Below are 17537 nucleotides of genomic sequence, written 5' to 3' on the forward strand. Positions count from 1 at the left end.
GCTTTAAAAATCAAATTTGATTAATTTGCCGAAGTTGTTATTAAAGTTAAGTGAGTAAAACACAATGCTTCTTTCCCCACCCTTCCAAGATCTGGCGTAGCTTAGAGCCGTCAGATTTGAAAGAGCGTGAGGGAGCAAAAACCGCCTATTACGCAGAAAGCTTTTTATCCCCAAATCCCCGTCATCACTATTATTTAGGCAAAAATCATCATCAAAGCCATATCCCAGCTCGATACTTCCACTCATCTTTCCCGCTGTTATATCTCCTGCGTATTCGCCGATACTCTTTAGATAATGCCCGCGATAGCCCGCTTCTTTGATATATTCTTTTATCTGCGGATCATCCATCACGTCGCGCAATAGATAGTCGTATTTGATATTTCCGTTCCACCCTGCCACAAAGGGCATAAGATACTCTCTTAAGCTCGCAGCGCTTGCGATATGATTTATCCTGCGTCCATATATCCGCCACACGCTATAGCGCGAGCCGTTTTTTATCGCAATAGAGCAAAGCACGGGGTTAAAGTTTAGCTTTTGCGCGCTCATATCAAAATTGGCGCGTAAAACAAAGCGTCCCTGCTTATTGCAAAGCCAAAAACGCTTATGAGAATAAACTAAATCAAACTTATATGTGCGGATAAATTTTAAGCTCTCGCCCGAGCTCAAATCGTCCGAATAAATTATCTGCCCCTGCCTGATAAAAGCTAGCTTGCGAGCGCTTAGATCGTAATTTATGAGCCAGATAGCCCCGCCGTAAAAGCTCATTTTATAGTTTGGATAGGGAGCTAAAGCAAGCCTAAGCGTTTGCGTATGCTTTAGTGCTGCGTTAAATATCAGCACATAAAAGCCGTCATTAGGGTTTTGCTTCTCGTAATTACGCCAATCATAGGTGCCTGCGTTATCTCCAAAGCCTAGATTTACAATCTGCTCATCATTATTCGCGCCTATGGCTAAGCCTGCCCCGTCCGCTCCGCAAATAGCAAACTTATCCGCGCCTACGAAAAATCCAAAAGGCACAAGCACGGCTCTATCGCCATAAAAATCGCCATTGTAAAAATCATATACCCCATCAAGGCGCAAGGAGTTTAGCGGCGGACTGATAGTAAGATCAAACAGCTTCTCATCCTGCGCGCGGCGAAATTCAGGATAAAAACCCATTTGAGCCGTAAGAGAGTCAAGATTGTAGCTTACTTCGCCTCCGCCTTTGCGAAATAGATCGAGCTTGTCGCCTATTTCGATATTCTGTCCGTAGCGGTCTTTAAAGGTTACTTCATCTATCGCAAGCTCTAGGTTTGCTCCTGCGATGATCTCTGCTATTTCCAAATCCCTAAGATAGGGCTCGGAATATGGAATTTTAACATCCATTACTCAGCAAGGCTTAGATCAAGCGCGAATGTTTTGCCGTCCGTCTTTATGAGGCCAAACTTTACATAAGCATCAAGCGGCTTAATATCACTTATGCGGCAAAGAGGAGTGATAGAGGAGGCAAAGCTTAGCGTGTGTCCGCCCGTCTTTAAGATAATGTCGTATTTGCGCCCCTCCACGATAGATTTTAATGTAAACTCGGTGTTTTCTTTAATCTCAGTAAAGATTAAAGTATCCTCTCCTAGACTTAGCCCACCGGCATACGCAAGCGTTTTAATGCTTAAAGGCTCAGGGGCGGCTGGAATATCTGCAAAGATTAGCTTTTTGCCGTCGGATTTAAGAAATTTATCCGCTTCATAAGCGCTTGGGGTATCGTTTAGAGCAAGAAAGCTTTTAGCTCCTCCCCCTCCTCCTATTAGCGGGATAGCGCGCGACCAAGCCCCGTTTTTGTAGATACCAAAATATTTGTCACCATCTTGATATTCGCTATGCCAAGAGATGCCATCAGGACTAAATCTAAAGGCTAAATCTGCGGTAAACTTAGGATTAGGTAGGCGCACGCTATCTTCATACTCTCCTAAAAGCTCCTTTTCTTTAGAGCTAAAAGAGCTTATACCTAGGGCATATAGCGTTTGATAGACCGCTACTAAGGCAAGAGCTTCATCAATATCTAGCTCTTCGCCCACTACGGGATATGCGGGCTTTCTAATGTCAAAATCATCATTTAGATTTCGCACTATATCGCTTCCTTGCCCCTTAGTTACTAAAAGCTTAATCGGGGTTTGAGATATGCAAAGCCCCAGCATAGAGGAATAAAGATTGCTTAAAATTATCTCGCGCGTTACGGCAGAGAATGCGTGGCGAAATTTTAGCTTTCCTTGCTCGTCATAGACCTCATAATTGTTTTTTATCTGATCGTCGCTTACGGCATACTTTGATACGATATCGCTTTTAGCGTTAAACTTTAGCGCCTCGTTAATGAAATTTAGTGCGTAGTTAGTTGTCATCCCCTCTCCTATCTGATTATTGAGCCTGTTACCTGCATCGCAGTAACATCTATATCCTTTTGCGCTTCGATCTTTTTAATCTGCACCTGCGTAGCTAGCGAGCTTGCGACCGCCCCTGCTTGTTGATTTCGCAAATATGCCTCCTCTTTTAACACCTGCACTTGAGCGCCTGCTTGTTCTACTTGAGCTTTAGTTCTATCTCGCTCCAGCACGTATCGCTTGCGATCAAGGGCTAGGCTTTCTCTGCGAATTTCTAACTCCTGCTTTTTTAGCTCCAGTTCGTTTTTAGAGATCTCTAGCTCTTGCTTTTTGATATCTAGCTCAGCCTGAGCGATCTGCATCTGCACGCGCTTTAGCTCTAGCTCCAGCTGCTTAATCGGAAGTTCCAGCCTCCTAATCTCAAGCTCGATTTTTTTAATCTCAAGTTCGGATGCGGCAAGGTCTGCTTGGGCTTGCTTATATCTTAGCTCCGCTTCTATCATACGCGCCTTGTAGTCGCGCTCTATGCCTAAAATCTCGCCCTCTATGCCTAAATTATGCGTTTGAGCCGCATTCTTAGCCGTATCAGAGGCGATATTTTTAATCTGCTCTTTAAGCTGCGCGTCTTTATTATCGCGCTCGATTATTGCGATTTCGGTTTCGGCCTTAATTTTCTCAATCTGATAAGGGCTCATAGCCTCTTTGGTTTGAGCTTCTGCGATTTCGCTTCTAGCTTGAGCGTCTTTTAGATCGATTTCTAAAGCGATCTGCGCGGCGTTTTGTAAAATTTGATTAACGCACTGAGTAGCAAAGCCGCTTAAAAAATCGGCGCGATATTTCATCTTTTCATCATCGCTTAGGCTGGTCGCATTATCTAAATACACATCAAATTTTGCCCTGATGTTTTCAAATATCGAATACCCCTCATTGGTTATCTCGTCGCTTGAAACATATATTACTCTGCGATATAGCTCCTCTTTAAATTGCGCCATTATCTAATTCCTCCGCTTAAAACTATGCTTTGCCCGTCGCTAGCGATGAGATCGTCTATGCCATCAAAGCTGATAAAGCCGTCTTTAACCTCTACGCTAACGCTAGCGGGCAGAAACAGATAGGTTATGCCCTCATTAAAAAGCATATTAAAAACCGCGTCTGCATTTAAAACCGAGTTTACTATTACGGGATTGTCAGCCCTAAATTTTAAGGTATGAGCCCCGTCGCCGCTTACGCTTTTATCAGTTAGCTCCGCGCTTTTACTTAGCCCTTTTTTGCTTATGTAGCTTGCACGCAGCCCAAACCCTGCGCCTCCGGGGAAAGATCCAACGACGCGATAAATATCCTCTACGCTTTGCTGCCTTTCTTGCTTAGAGGTAAGCTTGCCTTTTGCGTTGCCTACCCCGCCCCAGCCTATGATGGCATAATTTGCGCTATTGCTAAAATGACGCCTAAGGCTCTTAACCTCTCTAAAAAATAGCCCGCTTAAAGCTCGTCTAGTAATCGTAGCTTCTTTATTTTTGCCCTCTTGCTTGCCTAAGAGCCTAAAGCTATCACCGCTTACGCTGATTTCACTTTTTCCCTCATAGGCTTTATTATCCCAAAATCTAGTGCGAGCAGAAAAGCTAGGGTTAGCGACGCGCCCCGTTAGTTTAGCTTCTATTAGGGCGAAACTAAGCGGATAATTTTCATTTAAAAGAGACGTAGCACTAAATTTAAAGCTAGCAGTAGAGTTTAGATTGCTTCTTAGACTTAGAAAATAGGTATCGGGCTCGTCTAACTCGCTTGGCTGTAGATCTAAAATTTGGATAAGCTTTTCATCGGCAAAAACTTTATTTCCAAGATCTAGCGAAAATATATCCTCTTTTACCTCTCCCCCTTTTACCATAGCACCTAGCTTGCCATCTTTTAAAAATAGCAAGGCGTCCACCCCACGAAAGGCGCAGGTATATACGTCGCTAGCCTCTAAGCTCTTATCGGTTGTAATTATTCGCGCAAGCAGGCTATTTCTTACCATTGCGCCCCCTCCTCTTTGCTAGGATAATTCTTTGTTTTTACGCTTGCGCCGATAATAGCAAGCTTCATAGGGTGAGCCGCGTCGTAGTAGCTATCAGCTCCTGCGCTAGAGGTATCGGCTCCGATCGCATAGCGCGAATAATTCCCCATAGCTAAAAGCTTTTTTAACTCCTCCTCTTCCCACCAGATCATATATTCACAATCCTGCTCTACCGGGTTTAGGGTTATGCCGTTGATATTTATCTTCCCGCCATAATAAAAACTTATTTCATTCTCGCCTATTTTAGCGGGGACGCCGTTATCATTTAAGATTCTGCCTAAGTATTTTGCCATATCACTTCCATAAACGCTGCCATAAGCAAAATATTTTGGAGCTGAGGCAAGCTTTAGCGTGATCTGCCTTGCCCCCTCACAACTAGCGCCTAGGATATTTTTTATCTTCATATAATTTAACGCAGGAGCGGTCGCAAGCTTCTCGCCACTAAAAGCCTCATAGGTTTCAGCCTCGCTAAACTCGCTTGCTTTACCGCGTCCTCTCTCATCAGCCCATCTTTGCAAAAAAGCCTTTTCATCTGCGGCTAGATTATCGGCTGCGGGCTTTAGCTTAAATTTTACAAAGTGGTTGTTTCCTTGCTTGGAATATTCCGGCTTTATGTAATTATCATAAATGCCTTTTTTATCCGTCTTATTTAAGGCTCGCCATCCATCCGTTCTAAACGCTCCGCTGCTTTTCCCTCCGCTTTTAGTGGAGCTTGCAACATCGGCAGGATTAATCTTTTCATATTGTTTTTTATGTGTATCTTTTTTGCCTGGATCTTCGCCGCCCCACGGCTCTTTTTCTTTAGGCACAATTAAGTTTTCTTTCTTTAGCTCGTCCATCTCTTTTTTGGTTTGTTCGTAGCAACCAAAAAAGCGCGCGATAAACAAAGATAGCTTTTCAGCTAGGCAGTATTTTTTGCTAGAAAAATCTAAGCTCCACCAAAACTCATAAGCCCTCATCCCCTCTTTAGCGTTTTGCGGCATATGATATTCACCAATGCCCTTTTTGCTGCTCCACCCTTTTATGCCGCCATAATCTTTAACTTCGTCTTCAAGGCTAGGGATTATATCGCCAAAGCTATTTATGAAGCGCCCTAGAGGCACTCCTTGCAGATAATAACTCCAGCTGCTTTGGTTGTCGCGCACACCTTTAATGGGGGCGAATTCATTAAGCCTTAAGAGCAGATCCTTTGTGCTCTCAAAATTTACGAAAAAGTTTCCGCCTCCGCCTATATCATTGCCTTTCTCATCTCTGCCTGCGCGAGCGTAATTTTTGATCGGATTAAACGCGGCTATGCTAGCACCTTTAAATTTAGCGATATTGATTTTTCCCTCTGAATATTCTAAGATATTTTTTAGCGTGCGAAAATCGTCATCGCCGTTTTTAACGCGGTAAAGAAAGGCGCTTTGGATAACTAGCCCCTCCGCGCTACGAAAGCCTAACTCGTTTTGCGCAGCATTTAGCGCATAGGTATCGCGAGTTTTTGGATGATCTAACGCATAAAGGCTATATTCGCCCACGCAGCCTTTGTATTCGGTAGAGGCTAAAGAGATAAACTTATTCTCGTCGTAGTGGAAGCGAGCTATGACGTTGTTGCCTCCCGCATCATACCACTTAGAATAATCCGCCTCGCAGTAAGCGTGATTCCCCTCATAGAATTGCTGTCCGTTAGGCATCTTATTTACGTATAGTCGCGTATCTGTGATATGCACCGCGCCGCCTAGGTTTAGCTCTCTTTTAGCATTTGCTTCGCTGCAGTAAGGCTCAAAGTTTAGTAATAAATTGTCGCTCATACTATGTCAAAAAATCCTATAAGGTTGAGCCTTAGCTCATCTCCGCTAATCTCGCAAGTAATAGAGCGGTCTTTTAGCGTCGCATTCGCGCCATAAATCACACTTTTTGGAAGCGGAGCGTCGTTAGGCAGGCTTAAAATTACGCTTCCTTTCTGCACCGCTGAGCTTATCTTACACGATATGAGCCCAAGCCCGCTAAACATATCCACCCATAAGCTGGCATCTTGCGCGCTTATACCGCTTGCAGGGCTTAGCTCAAACTTCTTTAATCTCTCAAAAAGAGAAAGATTGCCTAGCGCGGCATCCACCTTTTGCTTTAGAGATTTTAGCTCCTCTTTTGTAGCGAAGTTTTCGGTATCGGGGCTAAGCCCACTTTGGATTAACGTTACGAGTTCTTTAAAATTTGAATCCACTTCATAAGAGGTTAGAGGCGCACCCTTGTCTTTTCTATATATCATCACTCATCCTTAGCGATTGCGGCGACTTCGGTATTATCAAGTCCGTTTAGCCCGTTTTTATCCAGTTTGATTTGTGGAGCATAGGTCATTGAAACGCCGTTTGCGCCCATATATTTCATCACCGCCGTAGCTATTGCAGATAGAGCGGTTTCGTTTAACGAGCCGCTGTTTAACGCAGCGATAATTGCATGCGCCCCCTCTTTGCTATTTAAATAATTCTTTACCAGCCCCTCTAAAGAGCTCTCATCCGCTCCACTTTTAATCTCTATAATCTGAGAGCTCGTTTGCAAAGCCTGCATAGTAGCGCTAGAAAAAGCAAAATATAGCTTTGCGCTTTCCAACACTAAGATTTGGACGTAATATAAATAGCGGTATTTGCCCCCTGCGGTATTTACCGGGGCGACTTGTATTCGCTCTAGCCACGGAAGCACCCCATCTTCTATAAGATTGCCTCTTTTAGGATGAGAGGCGCGCTGCATAGTAAGATCGAGCCTTTTTAATTTCGCGCCCTGCGTAGAAAAAGAAGGAGGGGGCGCTATGATATCTCCTCCACCTCCTCCGTCCGGCATACGCAAAAAGCGCTTTTTAACTCCTATCATAATGAGGTTAAAAACGCCACATCGGCATAATCCGCATCCAAGCTAGCTTTGCTTACGTAGTTGGCTTCGACTTCGGCTTTGGTTAGATAATTACTCATATCTGCGCCACCTCCGCCGCCGTTTGCAAGCTCGTAGCTGCTCTGCTTCATATCGAACTTACTCTTTGTAACGTCCGAAAAGATGATGTAGTTTTTCTTCGCGCGAGGATCGAAAAGCGCTCCGAAATAATAGGTCTTAAACTCACCACCATCTTTATTGGCGCTTAGGTTTTGGGTATTGTTTAGCTGCGCCGTAACGCTTGCGATTTGGGTCGAGATTTGAGCTGTGCTACTATCTTTGATAACATATTCAATCTTTTTAAGCAGTGCCATTATTTATCCTTCGTCTTTTTATCGCTAGCCTTTTTAGCTTCCTCTAATTTTGCGCCACAACTAGGGCAAAGCGCCTCTTTATTCGGCTCTTTCCATCTTACGCCGCTTGCGCCGCATTGTTCGCACTCAAATTCAAATTTTACGCTTGAACTATTTTTGTAAATCTCTTTTAGCATCACTCTCTCCTATGGGATTATTCCGCCATCGCTGATCTCGGCGGTAACTTTAATTTCCGTTCGTTCACTTCCGCAGCTTATGGTTACTATGGCGTCCGTTACTACGTCCAAGGCTTTTATTATTACCTTGTTTCCATCTACTCTTACACCTACGGCAGCGCTAGAGCTTTGCGCCAAAATAGTGCCGCCGCCTGCGTTGTCGATAGTGATCTCTTTTTCGTCGCCTACGGCTAGCAATATCGTCTTTAATATCGGGGCAAGTCCACCGCCCGGCAAAGGGCTAGGTTTCCCTTGCGCTACGTAAAAATACGCGTTTAAGAAGCGGTATGTTTTACGAAAGACTACATTGCTGTCATATATCGCGATGATCTCCTCCGCTTTGCTTTTGAAAGCGTCCTTTTTTGCGTTGCTTAGCTCCGAGCATAGAAAGTATACGACGGCAAGGCAAAGCTCCTCCTCCATATCGATATTTGCTTCATCGCTCATATCTACTACGGGATAACGTAGCCAATAATCCTGCGAAATTCTGCGGTAGTATTTGAGTAGATGGGACAAGCTTTTTTCATAAACAATATGCGTGCGAGGTTTGGTGCGGAGCAGGACGTTTAATAAAGCCTCCTTTAAAAGCTCCGCGCTAAGCTCATTTGCGAAGTCTTTATTGTCGCCTTTAAGCTTTTGCTTCAGCAGCGCTTTTAGCTCCGCGATTTTCATCTATTGCAGCTTTTCGGCGCACGCAAGAGAAAACGGATCGGCTACTTCGAGCGTGCAGTCCGTATAGTAGAGTTTGGCATCGGCGGTTTTAGATGTCGGGAAGTCTTTAACTTGAGTATCGTCCAGATATCTAAGCGCGCAATCGCTAAAATCGCCTACTAGGATTTTATCTTTAAGTTTGGCATCTGAAAATAGCGGGTGAATAATAATATCTACCTCACCAAAATCGGTCATAATGCGATCGATAGGCAGATTTAACGTGCGATCAGTTACGGCTACGCGAAGCGCACTATTAGCTGCTACCCAGTCGTTTACCTTGCGCTTTAGAGCACTAGACATAAAGACTTTAAATTTATGATCGGTCACGCCACTATTAGCCCACACCGGCTCAATCGTAGCATTTAGAAGCTCAAGCGTAAATGCTCCTCCCGCAGAGTTACGATTTGCGGTAGGGATAAAGTTAAAAAATCCAGCCATTTTTGAGCTATCGGTATCGTTTGCCGCATAAACATAATCATCAAATACGGTAGTGTGATTAAGTCCTAGCAAGGCATACTCGATGTCTTTCATATGCTCTTTGCCGACTTTCTCAAGTTGTCTAGCCCACTCATCCCCCGTATATTGCTCGATAGATCTCTTTCGCCAGCTCATCGAAACTTCGTTTTTTAGGATTTGAGTTGCGTTAGTTAGCTTCTTTTTGGTATCTGTGCCTAACCCCGCGATACCTGATACTTCAGGGTTGGCGTTATCTTTAGCTTTGGCATATTCATCGGTATACCAACTATGAAGCGTGTTGCTTATGCCTTCGCTTTTTAACATCGAAACGATAGGCGCGGTTGCGATACCGCCCATCGTAAGAAGCGATCTGACGGAGGGTTTATCCGCGACTGTGTTTTGATAAGAGGTAAGCATTTAAAATCTCCCGTTTTAAATTTTTCTCAATTTTTACGAAAAACGGGGGATTTTTAAAGGGGCAAATGCTAATCCCTACCCCTTGTTTTTATGCGGGCTTCATCCGCTCGCTTAAAAATATCCGCTTCGCTTATCTCGCTTCGCGCCTCCATAGCTCCGACGTCATCGAAGCTTGCCGTATCGCAAACCCATACCCCTCCCTGCTTTCGCGAGTTATATTCCACTTCGCCGTTTAAGTAGTCCACGGCATCTACATCTACCCACTGCCCGCAGATAAATGCTCTCATTTTTTCTACTTTCATATTGTGCCTTTTGTGTCAAATTTGTGTCATTTTTTTGCACTTATGCGATAAAAATAAGTGCATTTCGGGGGTAAGTTTGAGATGAGTAAAAACGCTCCCCGATAGCTAAATCACGATATTTGCGCGCTTAAGCATTCCCTCGCTTCCTCCGCCCCAAATTTAGTGGGGATTAAGGCGCGTGTGGTAAAATTTCGCGGATTTTAAGGGAGAGCTATGAAATCTAGCAAGATAAGTCTCATTTTCTACGGCATATTCTGCGGCGTAACAATCTATTTTCTTATCTGGGGATTCGGTTTTATAGGAAGCGGCGATAAAATGCTATTTTTAGTTTCGGTATTTTTGGGCATCTTTATGGCCTTTAATATCGGCGGAAACGACGTGGCAAATTCCTTCGGCACCAGCGTCGGAAGCGGCACTCTTAGCATCGCGCAAGCCCTTTGTATCGCGGCGGTATTTGAAGCAAGCGGCGCGGTAATCGCAGGCGGCGAAGTAACCTCGACGATCCGCAGCGGCATAATCGATCTTAGCAAAATGGACGTGCATCCTAGAGATTTTATCTATGTGATGATGAGCGCGCTTTTTGCGGCGGGCGCGTGGCTGCTTTTTGCCAGCAGAAAGGGTTTGCCCGTATCTACTACGCACGCTATCATCGGCGGTATCGTGGGCTCGGGACTTACGCTAGGCGCCCTGCTTAATACCGCAGAGACTTCCGCATTGTGGCTCGTGCAATGGGATAAGATCGGCAAAATAGCGATCTCTTGGGTGCTCTCGCCGATTTTAGGCGGCGTGATCTCCTTTGGAATTTTCTGGCTTATCAAACATTACATTTTGGATTACAACCGCTACGCTCAAATAAAGATCGACCGCATAAAGCGCGAAAAAAAATCCCTCCGCAAGCTGCATAAAAAGACCTTCGAGACCCTGGACGACATTCAAAAGATCGCCTATGCAGAGGCGCTAAATCATGATATCTACGCGATGCGCGATCCAGATTTCGACCCAAGCGAGCTGGATAGCGAGTATTATAAAAAGGTAATCGAGCTTGACGCGAAAAAAGAGAAGCTCAAATCCCACAAAGCCCTAGAGTACGGGATCCCCGCCGTAGCCGGTATCGGTGCTTTCGTGATCTCGGCGATGCTGATATTTAAGGGGCTGCATAATCTAAATTTCGGGCTTACGAATTTTTACAACTACCTCATCATCGGTATGTCTACGCTGATTACGTGGCTTTTAATGTTTATTTTCGCTAAAACCCTGCGCCGCTCAAATTTAAACAAATCCGCGTTTTTGATGTTTAGCTGGCTGCAGGTGCTCACCGCTAGCGGCTTTGCCTTTTCGCACGGCAGCAACGACATCGCAAACGCCGTGGGCCCGTTTGCCGCCATCATCGATACGATGGCTACGAATAGTATCAATCCCTCCACTCCCGTGCCGCAGCAGATTATGATAATGTTCGCAGTAGCCCTAATAGCGGGGCTTTGGTTCATCGGCAAAGAGGTGATCGCCACCGTAGGCACCAATCTTACAAAAATCCACCCAGCCTCGGGCTTTAGCGCCGAGCTCGCAAGCGCCGTCGTCGTCATGGCGGCATCGGTGCTGGGGCTGCCGATCTCCTCGACCCACGTGCTAATCGGCGCGATTTTGGGAATCGGCTTGGTAAATCACAGCACGAACTGGTCGCTGATGAAGCCGATCGGGCTAGCGTGGATCATCACCCTACCCGTCTCGGCGCTACTTTCGGCGTTTGCATTCGTACTTTTGCGCCACGTATTTTAGGCTAAATTTAAAAATCCGCTCTCTAAAATTTTAAAATTTCGCAAAATTCTACGCAGGCTAAATTTTAAAATTTTACGGCGCCGAAGCGAGTAAATTTTATAGCTCCTCTTGCGACGCGCTACAGCGCAAAACCCGCTCGCAGCGGCGCAGATCCCGCCTGCGCGCCCCGTAAAAATTTAATAAAATTTTAGCTACAATCGCCCTTTTAAATTTAGGAAAGCTATGAGTAAATTTGAAATTTTCAGATCCACCCTTGCCGTGATGATGGGCTACGTGCCGCTGGGGCTGGCGTTTGGTATCTACGGCATCAGCCAAGACCTGCCCGTATGGGCGCTGGCGCTAACCTCGCTGCTTATATACGCAGGCAGCGTGGAGTTCGTGCTGATCGCATTCATCGCAACCCACGCCTCGCTCGTAGATACCTTCGTCGTGGCGTTTTTGCTAAATTTTCGCCATTTTTTCTATACGATGTCGCTTCTGGACGAGCTGCGCTTCGTGCGTCATAAAATTTACGCCGTATATGCCCTTACGGATGAAACCTTTGCGCTACTGAAAGCGCGCGCTTTTTTGCGCCCTGAGGAGCTTAGCGGCGAGCGGCCCGTAACGTCGCAAAGACTAAAAGAGCTTGATCTGCTCTATAATCTAACGGCGGTTTTAAATCAATCCTACTGGGTCGCGGGCGTCGTTACGGGGGCTGTTTTGGGGGCAAGCTTAAAGCTTGATTTTAGCGGAGTCGAGTTTAGCCTGACGGCACTTTTTGCGATGCTAACCTATGAGGTTTTTAAAGCGAACCCGCAATACAAAGTGCTATTTCTGGGCTTTGCCTGCGCGTTTGCGGGGCTTTTTATCTTTCCTGCAAAATACTTTTTATTCGGCACTCTGATTTTCGGCACAGCGGTATTGCTGCTCTTTCGCAAATACTTCGAGCGACCTTCGCACGCGGGACGCAGGCTGCGAAAATTCCTAAAAAGGAGCAGGTAGTGGAAATTTTGCCCTATATCTTTCTAGCCTCGATCGCTACGATTTTGACGCGATTTTTGCCGCTGCTTCTTTTTAAGAAAAAGACTGCGAGTCCAAATCTGGCGTATCTGCAGAAAAACTCCGGACTTTTGATAATGGTCGTTTTGACGATCTATGCGCTTAAGACGATGCTGCCTAGCTTTTCGGGCGAGCGGACTTTTAGCGCAGACGTGCTGCAAACGGCAGCGCTGATACTTTGCCTGATTATGGCGTTTGTCGTGCATGCTAAATTTCGCAATTCGCTCGTTACGATAGCGCTTCCTACGCTAATATATATGGCGGCGCTACGCTTTTTATTGAATTATTGATAAATTTATAAGTTAGTTTTCGATAAACTTCAAAAATTAATTTTTAAGTTTAAAAAAGGTTAAAGTTTTATGAATTTTATCAGTCAAATGGTGCATAGCTTCGCCAAAAAATACGCCGCCGAAACTATGCAAAAATCCCTATACAACTCCCTTAGAATCGACATCACGCAAGAGAACATTGCTAAAATTCCAAACCCCGATAAAAAATATATGCTCTACATGCATGTGCCCTTTTGCCACACGTTTTGCCCGTACTGCTCCTTTCACAAATACGCCTACGAGCGCGGTACGTGCAAGGCGTATTTCAGCGCGCTACGCGTAGAGATGCAGCGCACGAAGGACGCAGGCTACGACTTTGAGACGCTTTATGTAGGCGGCGGCACGACGCTCATCGACGAGGATGAGCTAGCACGCACGCTGGAGCTTGCCAAGTCGCTTTTTAGCATCAAAGAGGTCTCGTGCGAGAGCGATCCCAACCACATCGAGCCTGAGAGCTTGCTGCGATTTCGCGGGCTCATAGACCGCTTAAGCGTGGGGGTTCAGAGCTTTGATGATGATATTTTACGCAAAGCTTCGCGCTACGACAAATTCGGCTCAGGCGAAATTTTGCAAGAAAAGCTATCTCGAGCGGTCGGAATTTTGCCGATTTTAAGCCTGGATCTGATCTTTAATTTTCCGTTTCAAACTCGCGAAATTTTACTTCGCGACATTGAAGCGGCAAAGGCGGTAGAACCGGAGCAGATCACGCTGTATCCGCTGATGAAATCCCCTTTGATGCGCGATCAAATAGCGCGGAGCCTCGGCGTTAGCAATGTAGATCACGAAGAGGAATTTTACTCTATCATCTGCAAGGAATTTTCTAGCTGGCACCGCAGCAACGCATGGGCTTTCGCTCGCGAAAAATCAAATATGAGCGACGAGTATGTAGGCACAAACCACGAATACGTAGGCATCGGAAGCGGCGCGTTTAGTTTCTTAGGCGGCAGGCTGCTCATAAATGCGTTCAACCTCGAAGAGTACGCAAGCAGGGTGCACAAAAACGAAAGTACCGTCATCGCCACCTGCGATTTTAGCAGATCCGAGCGCGCGAAATATCTGTTTTTGACCGAGCTTTTCAACGGCGAGATCGACATCGCTAAATTTAACGCCGCAAACGATCTAAATTTGCGCCGCGAACTGGGCAGAGAGCTTAGCCTGCTGAGGCTTGCAGGAGCCGTACGAATCGAGGGCGAGATCATCCGCACGACGGAATTCGGCGCGTATTTGTGCCTTGTTTTGATGAAGGAATTTTACACCGGTATGGACAAGGTGCGCGCGGCGTTTCGCGACGATGCCAAGATCAAGCGTGCAAAACAGCTCATCATCATGGACGAAAGCGAATCCGCCGCAACCGGCGCGGCAAAAAGCGAGATAGCGTCGTAAATTTTGCGCCAGACCGCTACTAGCACTTGAGCACACCCGCGACTTGAGCGCAAATATCGTCTGGCATTTAAAACACAAACGAATTTTTGATTTCAAAATTTAGGAAACGCCGTAATGAAACGTAGAGGAATTAAACTATTCATTTTATTTCTGTTTTTTGTCCTTGTATTTGAGCTCGTCGGCAATCTTTTTAACTTCGGCCGCTTCCCTTTTCATAAAAGCTGCGAGCCGTTTATGATGATAAACCGTCATATAACCGGTGATTCAAACGATAGGTGCATAATGCAACTTATGGAGCAGGGCAACAAAAGAGATCTTTCGCTATATTACTATAAAACTAAATTTAATCTTGAGGAGCCATTGTCCGAACTGGATGAAAAAGCTATAAAATTTTTAAATATTCCAAACTCGAAGATAATCACCGTAAATAAAGACGGCGTGGAAAAGAAATTTTTAATAAGCGATTAAATTTAAATAGCAAGGAAGCCCTGCTTCAATTGCAATATCAAAGCCCAATGGATCGGGAATTTTAAAATTTATGAAATTAAAGGAGGAAACAATGAGTAATCTAAAACTCATACAAAACTGGTACGCTTCCAAATGCGACGGAGAATGGGAGCATGAATATGGCCTTACGCTAGAAACGGTCGATAATCCCGGTTGGTTGATTAAAATCGATGGCGAGAGCGGGAAAAAGCCGATCAAAATAAATATCGATAGAGATGACGAGGATTGGTTTTTCATCAATGCCACGGAAAACGAACTCAAAGGAAGTTGCGGAGCCGAAAATTTAGAAGAATTATTGGATCATGTGGTAAAATGGCTAACGGATTAAAATTTAGCGAAAGTATTATGAAAGAGCTATATAAAATTTATCTGAAAGATAGTAAAAAGAGCTTCGTAGCCACCGAAAATACTACTCATTACGACGGCAATGAAATTCTACCGCAGCCGCTTGCTTTAAGCATCGTTCAATATGACGGCGACAGCGGATTTTATCTATTTTATCTCGACGAATCGGAGAAAGAGCAAACCGATACCTATCATGAAAGCATAGAGGGTGCGTTTAAGCAGGCCGAATTTGAATTCGGCGTAAAGAAAGAGGATTGGAAAAATTTAAATTAAGCGAGACAAATAAAGGTGCTTAGATGATCGAAGTCGAGATAAAAAACGAATCTTACAAAAAGACCGAAGTTATGCTTGCAAATATCGAAATTGTTAAGGACGCCGTAAAGGAATTCGCCTATAAAAGCTTTAAGGGCAGTTATCTGTTTTTTGATATTTACGGCGAGATAGATAGGGATTTCCGCGTGCTTGGAGCAATCGGCGAAGGAGATGAGGACAATATCCGAAAAATAGATCTTAAAAAATATGAAAAAAGCTCCGTGGGCGCCACCAACATATCGCAAGATATAGAGGGTGTGGAATTCTGCACCTATTTCAAGCTGGATCAAAGTGAAATTTTAAAGCAAATATTATATTATATAGCTTATGAAAGATTTGAAGGCGGCTATTACGCAAAGGGTAAATTTATAGGCAAAAATAAAGATGATCTTATTTTTGTCGGTATCTGCGGCGATGTAAAAAATTGCGCCGAAATAAAGAGCGTCGATTTAGATGAAATAATAAAAAGTATGCCCAAGCTCTCGGAATCAAATAATTTTTATATTAGTGAGTTTATATGTGATCAATCAAACAGATCGATGAGGTAAATTTTATATCGCCAACCGATTAAATTTAAAAAGGAGATGCTATGAAATTTAAAATTTTAGAACCAAGCGAACGATACGGTTGGGTTTTTAGCCAAGATGAAAGACTTTTCAAAGCTTTCGGATTTAACGAAAATGGGCCATTTCTTAAGATATTGCCCAAAACCCCAAATGTCGAGAAAAAAGATATTTTAGATTACTTTGCGTATAGGATTTTTTGTCTATGCGAATGGTTTGAATTAGATTCAATGATTGCGGATGATTACGACTATATGCTACCACCATATGAAGATAATCCTGAAATTTCAGCTTATCCTACATATGCAGGAGAATACTTCGGAGTAATGGGGCAGCTATTTTTAGGGGGTATGATAGACTTCGGCATAGAGGGCGAAAATTTAAGAAAGAAATGGGCTGACTTCGATACGAATTTATCCAAGATCGATCTAGGTATGTCGCTTTATGAGAAGTGGATCTATTTTAGAGATAATTTCTTTTTTGGGTATAAATTTTTAGAGGAGGAGAACATAACTCCCAAAGCAGAGATAACCTGGAAAAATCCCGATACCTGGAGTAGATTTAGCCACTGGATGTGTATGACTAAGGCGGGCAAAGAGTATCGTGATAAAATTTTAAAGCCGAGGCTTTATGAAAAGTATAAGGATGTGGTTATAGAGGTGTAATTTGGCGATTACAAATAACGAAAATTTATTATGAACATGTTTAATCTAGCAAGCAAAAAGGACTTTAAATGACCATCTTACCAATATCAACCTTCGACAATGATTTACAAAGAGGCGATATTATAAAATTTAACGACGATGAACTTATGGTCTGCGACGAGCGCTGTTTCTGGACAGAAAATCCTTGCCTTTTAAATTTAAAAGATAACAGATACTTTGAGCTTCCTAGCGAGATGTTATCAAGCAAAGCGGGGTTTGTCGTGGATAAGGAGCAATTGATTCGTAATTTAGCAAATTTCGGCATCAATGCGAGCCCCCAGGAGGTATTTATATGCTCCGATAATTACCTTAGTAGCGATGAATTAAAAGATTGCGAAGAAGATTGCGACGAAACAATCCCCGGTTTCAGACTGACAAAACCTAGGGATAAATTCGGACGCAATAGACGCATAAAGACAAATTTGATAGAAAAGCTTAGTATTCCTCTCTTGAAATTTCGCGGAAAGATCGAGGTTGGAGATATTATCGAATGTAGAAAATCCTGCTATCCATACGAGAAAAATGTAAGCTTTATCGTGATAAAAGCAAAAGACGATGATGGAGTAAATTTTATAAAATTGATCGTAATTAGCGGCTACAAGGCAGGCTTATGGGTTCTGCCGTTTTTATTTGAAACGGATAAAAACACAATAGAAGCAGACTGGCTAATTAAAAATTGGAAATATATTTTTTATAGGTGCTGTGATATAAGGCACACTTATGTAAATTTACAAAATCGAAAAGAGGTTTTAAATTTTACCGATAAAGAGTTGGAAAATTTTATAAAAATGAAGCGAAAGAGATTAAAATTTAAATGGAAAAAGTAGATAAGGATTTTAAAGCGAGCTTGCATAACA

General features: G+C 43.9%; 22 protein-coding genes. 10 read left to right on the forward strand and 12 right to left on the reverse strand.

Features of this window, described 5'->3' with window-relative positions; translation table 11 throughout:
* Positions 1 to 3 precede the first annotated feature (3 nt).
* The 12 genes from Q0140_RS08465 to Q0140_RS08520 form a co-directional block, all read right to left on the reverse strand.
* Entirely contained in the window at positions 4 to 1365 is a 1362-nt protein-coding gene (locus tag Q0140_RS08465; protein WP_297963715.1) for a hypothetical protein, read from the reverse strand.
* Complete coding sequence (locus Q0140_RS08470) at positions 1365 to 2372, reverse strand: hypothetical protein (RefSeq protein ID WP_297963717.1); 1008 nt, start codon at positions 2370 to 2372, stop codon at positions 1365 to 1367. Before Q0140_RS08470 ends, Q0140_RS08465 begins: the two co-directional genes overlap by 1 nt.
* An 8-nt stretch (positions 2373 to 2380) precedes the next feature.
* On the reverse strand, positions 2381 to 3343 hold the full coding sequence (locus Q0140_RS08475) for a hypothetical protein (protein WP_297963719.1): 963 nt from the start codon (positions 3341 to 3343) through the stop codon (positions 2381 to 2383).
* Positions 3343 to 4362: a hypothetical protein gene (locus Q0140_RS08480; RefSeq protein ID WP_297963721.1), complete on the reverse strand. Its 1020-nt coding sequence runs from the start codon at positions 4360 to 4362 to the stop codon at positions 3343 to 3345. The genes Q0140_RS08475 and Q0140_RS08480 overlap by 1 nt, the downstream gene beginning before the upstream one ends.
* On the reverse strand, positions 4356 to 6194 hold the full coding sequence (locus tag Q0140_RS08485; RefSeq protein WP_297963723.1) for a hypothetical protein: 1839 nt from the start codon (positions 6192 to 6194) through the stop codon (positions 4356 to 4358). The genes Q0140_RS08480 and Q0140_RS08485 overlap by 7 nt, the downstream gene beginning before the upstream one ends.
* A complete protein-coding gene (locus Q0140_RS08490; protein WP_297949434.1) occupies positions 6191 to 6652 on the reverse strand; it encodes a hypothetical protein in 462 nt (153 codons plus the stop codon). The genes Q0140_RS08485 and Q0140_RS08490 overlap by 4 nt, the downstream gene beginning before the upstream one ends.
* Complete coding sequence (locus Q0140_RS08495) at positions 6652 to 7251, reverse strand: hypothetical protein (RefSeq protein ID WP_297963725.1); 600 nt, start codon at positions 7249 to 7251, stop codon at positions 6652 to 6654. Before Q0140_RS08495 ends, Q0140_RS08490 begins: the two co-directional genes overlap by 1 nt.
* Entirely contained in the window at positions 7248 to 7622 is a 375-nt protein-coding gene (locus tag Q0140_RS08500; protein ID WP_297963727.1) for a hypothetical protein, read from the reverse strand. The genes Q0140_RS08495 and Q0140_RS08500 overlap by 4 nt, the downstream gene beginning before the upstream one ends.
* The gene (locus Q0140_RS08505; RefSeq protein ID WP_297904404.1) at positions 7622 to 7798 is read right to left on the reverse strand and encodes a hypothetical protein; all 177 of its coding nucleotides are present in this window, start codon (positions 7796 to 7798) and stop codon (positions 7622 to 7624) included. Before Q0140_RS08505 ends, Q0140_RS08500 begins: the two co-directional genes overlap by 1 nt.
* 9 nt (positions 7799 to 7807) lie before the next feature.
* Positions 7808 to 8509, reverse strand: a complete 702-nt coding sequence (locus tag Q0140_RS08510; protein WP_297904407.1) for a hypothetical protein — start codon at positions 8507 to 8509, stop codon at positions 7808 to 7810.
* Positions 8510 to 9421 carry a DUF5309 family protein gene (locus Q0140_RS08515; RefSeq protein WP_297904409.1) on the reverse strand — a complete coding sequence of 304 codons (912 nt, stop codon included), beginning with the start codon at positions 9419 to 9421 and terminating at the stop codon, positions 8510 to 8512. It abuts the gene before it with no gap.
* 68 nt (positions 9422 to 9489) lie between these two features.
* Positions 9490 to 9723 carry a hypothetical protein gene (locus Q0140_RS08520; protein ID WP_297963730.1) on the reverse strand — a complete coding sequence of 78 codons (234 nt, stop codon included), beginning with the start codon at positions 9721 to 9723 and terminating at the stop codon, positions 9490 to 9492.
* 213 nt (positions 9724 to 9936) lie between these two features.
* Between Q0140_RS08520 and Q0140_RS08525 the strand changes: the two genes are divergently transcribed.
* From Q0140_RS08525 to imm45, 10 genes are all read left to right on the forward strand, one after another.
* Positions 9937 to 11499, forward strand: a complete 1563-nt coding sequence (locus tag Q0140_RS08525; RefSeq protein WP_005869776.1) for an inorganic phosphate transporter — start codon at positions 9937 to 9939, stop codon at positions 11497 to 11499.
* 222 nt (positions 11500 to 11721) lie between these two features.
* Entirely contained in the window at positions 11722 to 12480 is a 759-nt protein-coding gene (locus Q0140_RS08530) for an AzlC family ABC transporter permease (protein WP_297963733.1), read from the forward strand.
* On the forward strand, positions 12480 to 12827 hold the full coding sequence (locus Q0140_RS08535; protein ID WP_291938429.1) for an AzlD domain-containing protein: 348 nt from the start codon (positions 12480 to 12482) through the stop codon (positions 12825 to 12827). Before Q0140_RS08530 ends, Q0140_RS08535 begins: the two co-directional genes overlap by 1 nt.
* A gap of 69 nt (positions 12828 to 12896) precedes the next feature.
* On the forward strand, positions 12897 to 14249 hold the full coding sequence (locus Q0140_RS08540; RefSeq protein ID WP_297963736.1) for a coproporphyrinogen III oxidase family protein: 1353 nt from the start codon (positions 12897 to 12899) through the stop codon (positions 14247 to 14249).
* A gap of 114 nt (positions 14250 to 14363) precedes the next feature.
* Complete coding sequence (locus tag Q0140_RS08545) at positions 14364 to 14717, forward strand: hypothetical protein (RefSeq protein WP_297963738.1); 354 nt, start codon at positions 14364 to 14366, stop codon at positions 14715 to 14717.
* A gap of 91 nt (positions 14718 to 14808) precedes the next feature.
* Positions 14809 to 15084 carry an Imm53 family immunity protein gene (locus tag Q0140_RS08550; RefSeq protein ID WP_297963740.1) on the forward strand — a complete coding sequence of 92 codons (276 nt, stop codon included), beginning with the start codon at positions 14809 to 14811 and terminating at the stop codon, positions 15082 to 15084.
* Positions 15069 to 15374: a hypothetical protein gene (locus Q0140_RS08555; RefSeq protein ID WP_297963742.1), complete on the forward strand. Its 306-nt coding sequence runs from the start codon at positions 15069 to 15071 to the stop codon at positions 15372 to 15374. Before Q0140_RS08550 ends, Q0140_RS08555 begins: the two co-directional genes overlap by 16 nt.
* A 23-nt stretch (positions 15375 to 15397) precedes the next feature.
* Entirely contained in the window at positions 15398 to 15961 is a 564-nt protein-coding gene (locus Q0140_RS08560; protein WP_297963744.1) for a hypothetical protein, read from the forward strand.
* Positions 15962 to 16002: 41 nt separating this feature from the next.
* Positions 16003 to 16641: a hypothetical protein gene (locus Q0140_RS08565; protein WP_297963746.1), complete on the forward strand. Its 639-nt coding sequence runs from the start codon at positions 16003 to 16005 to the stop codon at positions 16639 to 16641.
* 68 nt (positions 16642 to 16709) lie between these two features.
* Positions 16710 to 17507: an Imm45 family immunity protein gene (gene imm45, locus Q0140_RS08570; RefSeq protein ID WP_297963748.1), complete on the forward strand. Its 798-nt coding sequence runs from the start codon at positions 16710 to 16712 to the stop codon at positions 17505 to 17507.
* The last annotated feature ends 30 nt before the right edge of the window (positions 17508 to 17537 follow it).

It is taken from the genome of uncultured Campylobacter sp. (genome assembly GCF_938045405.1).
GTDB lineage: Bacteria > Campylobacterota > Campylobacteria > Campylobacterales > Campylobacteraceae > Campylobacter_B.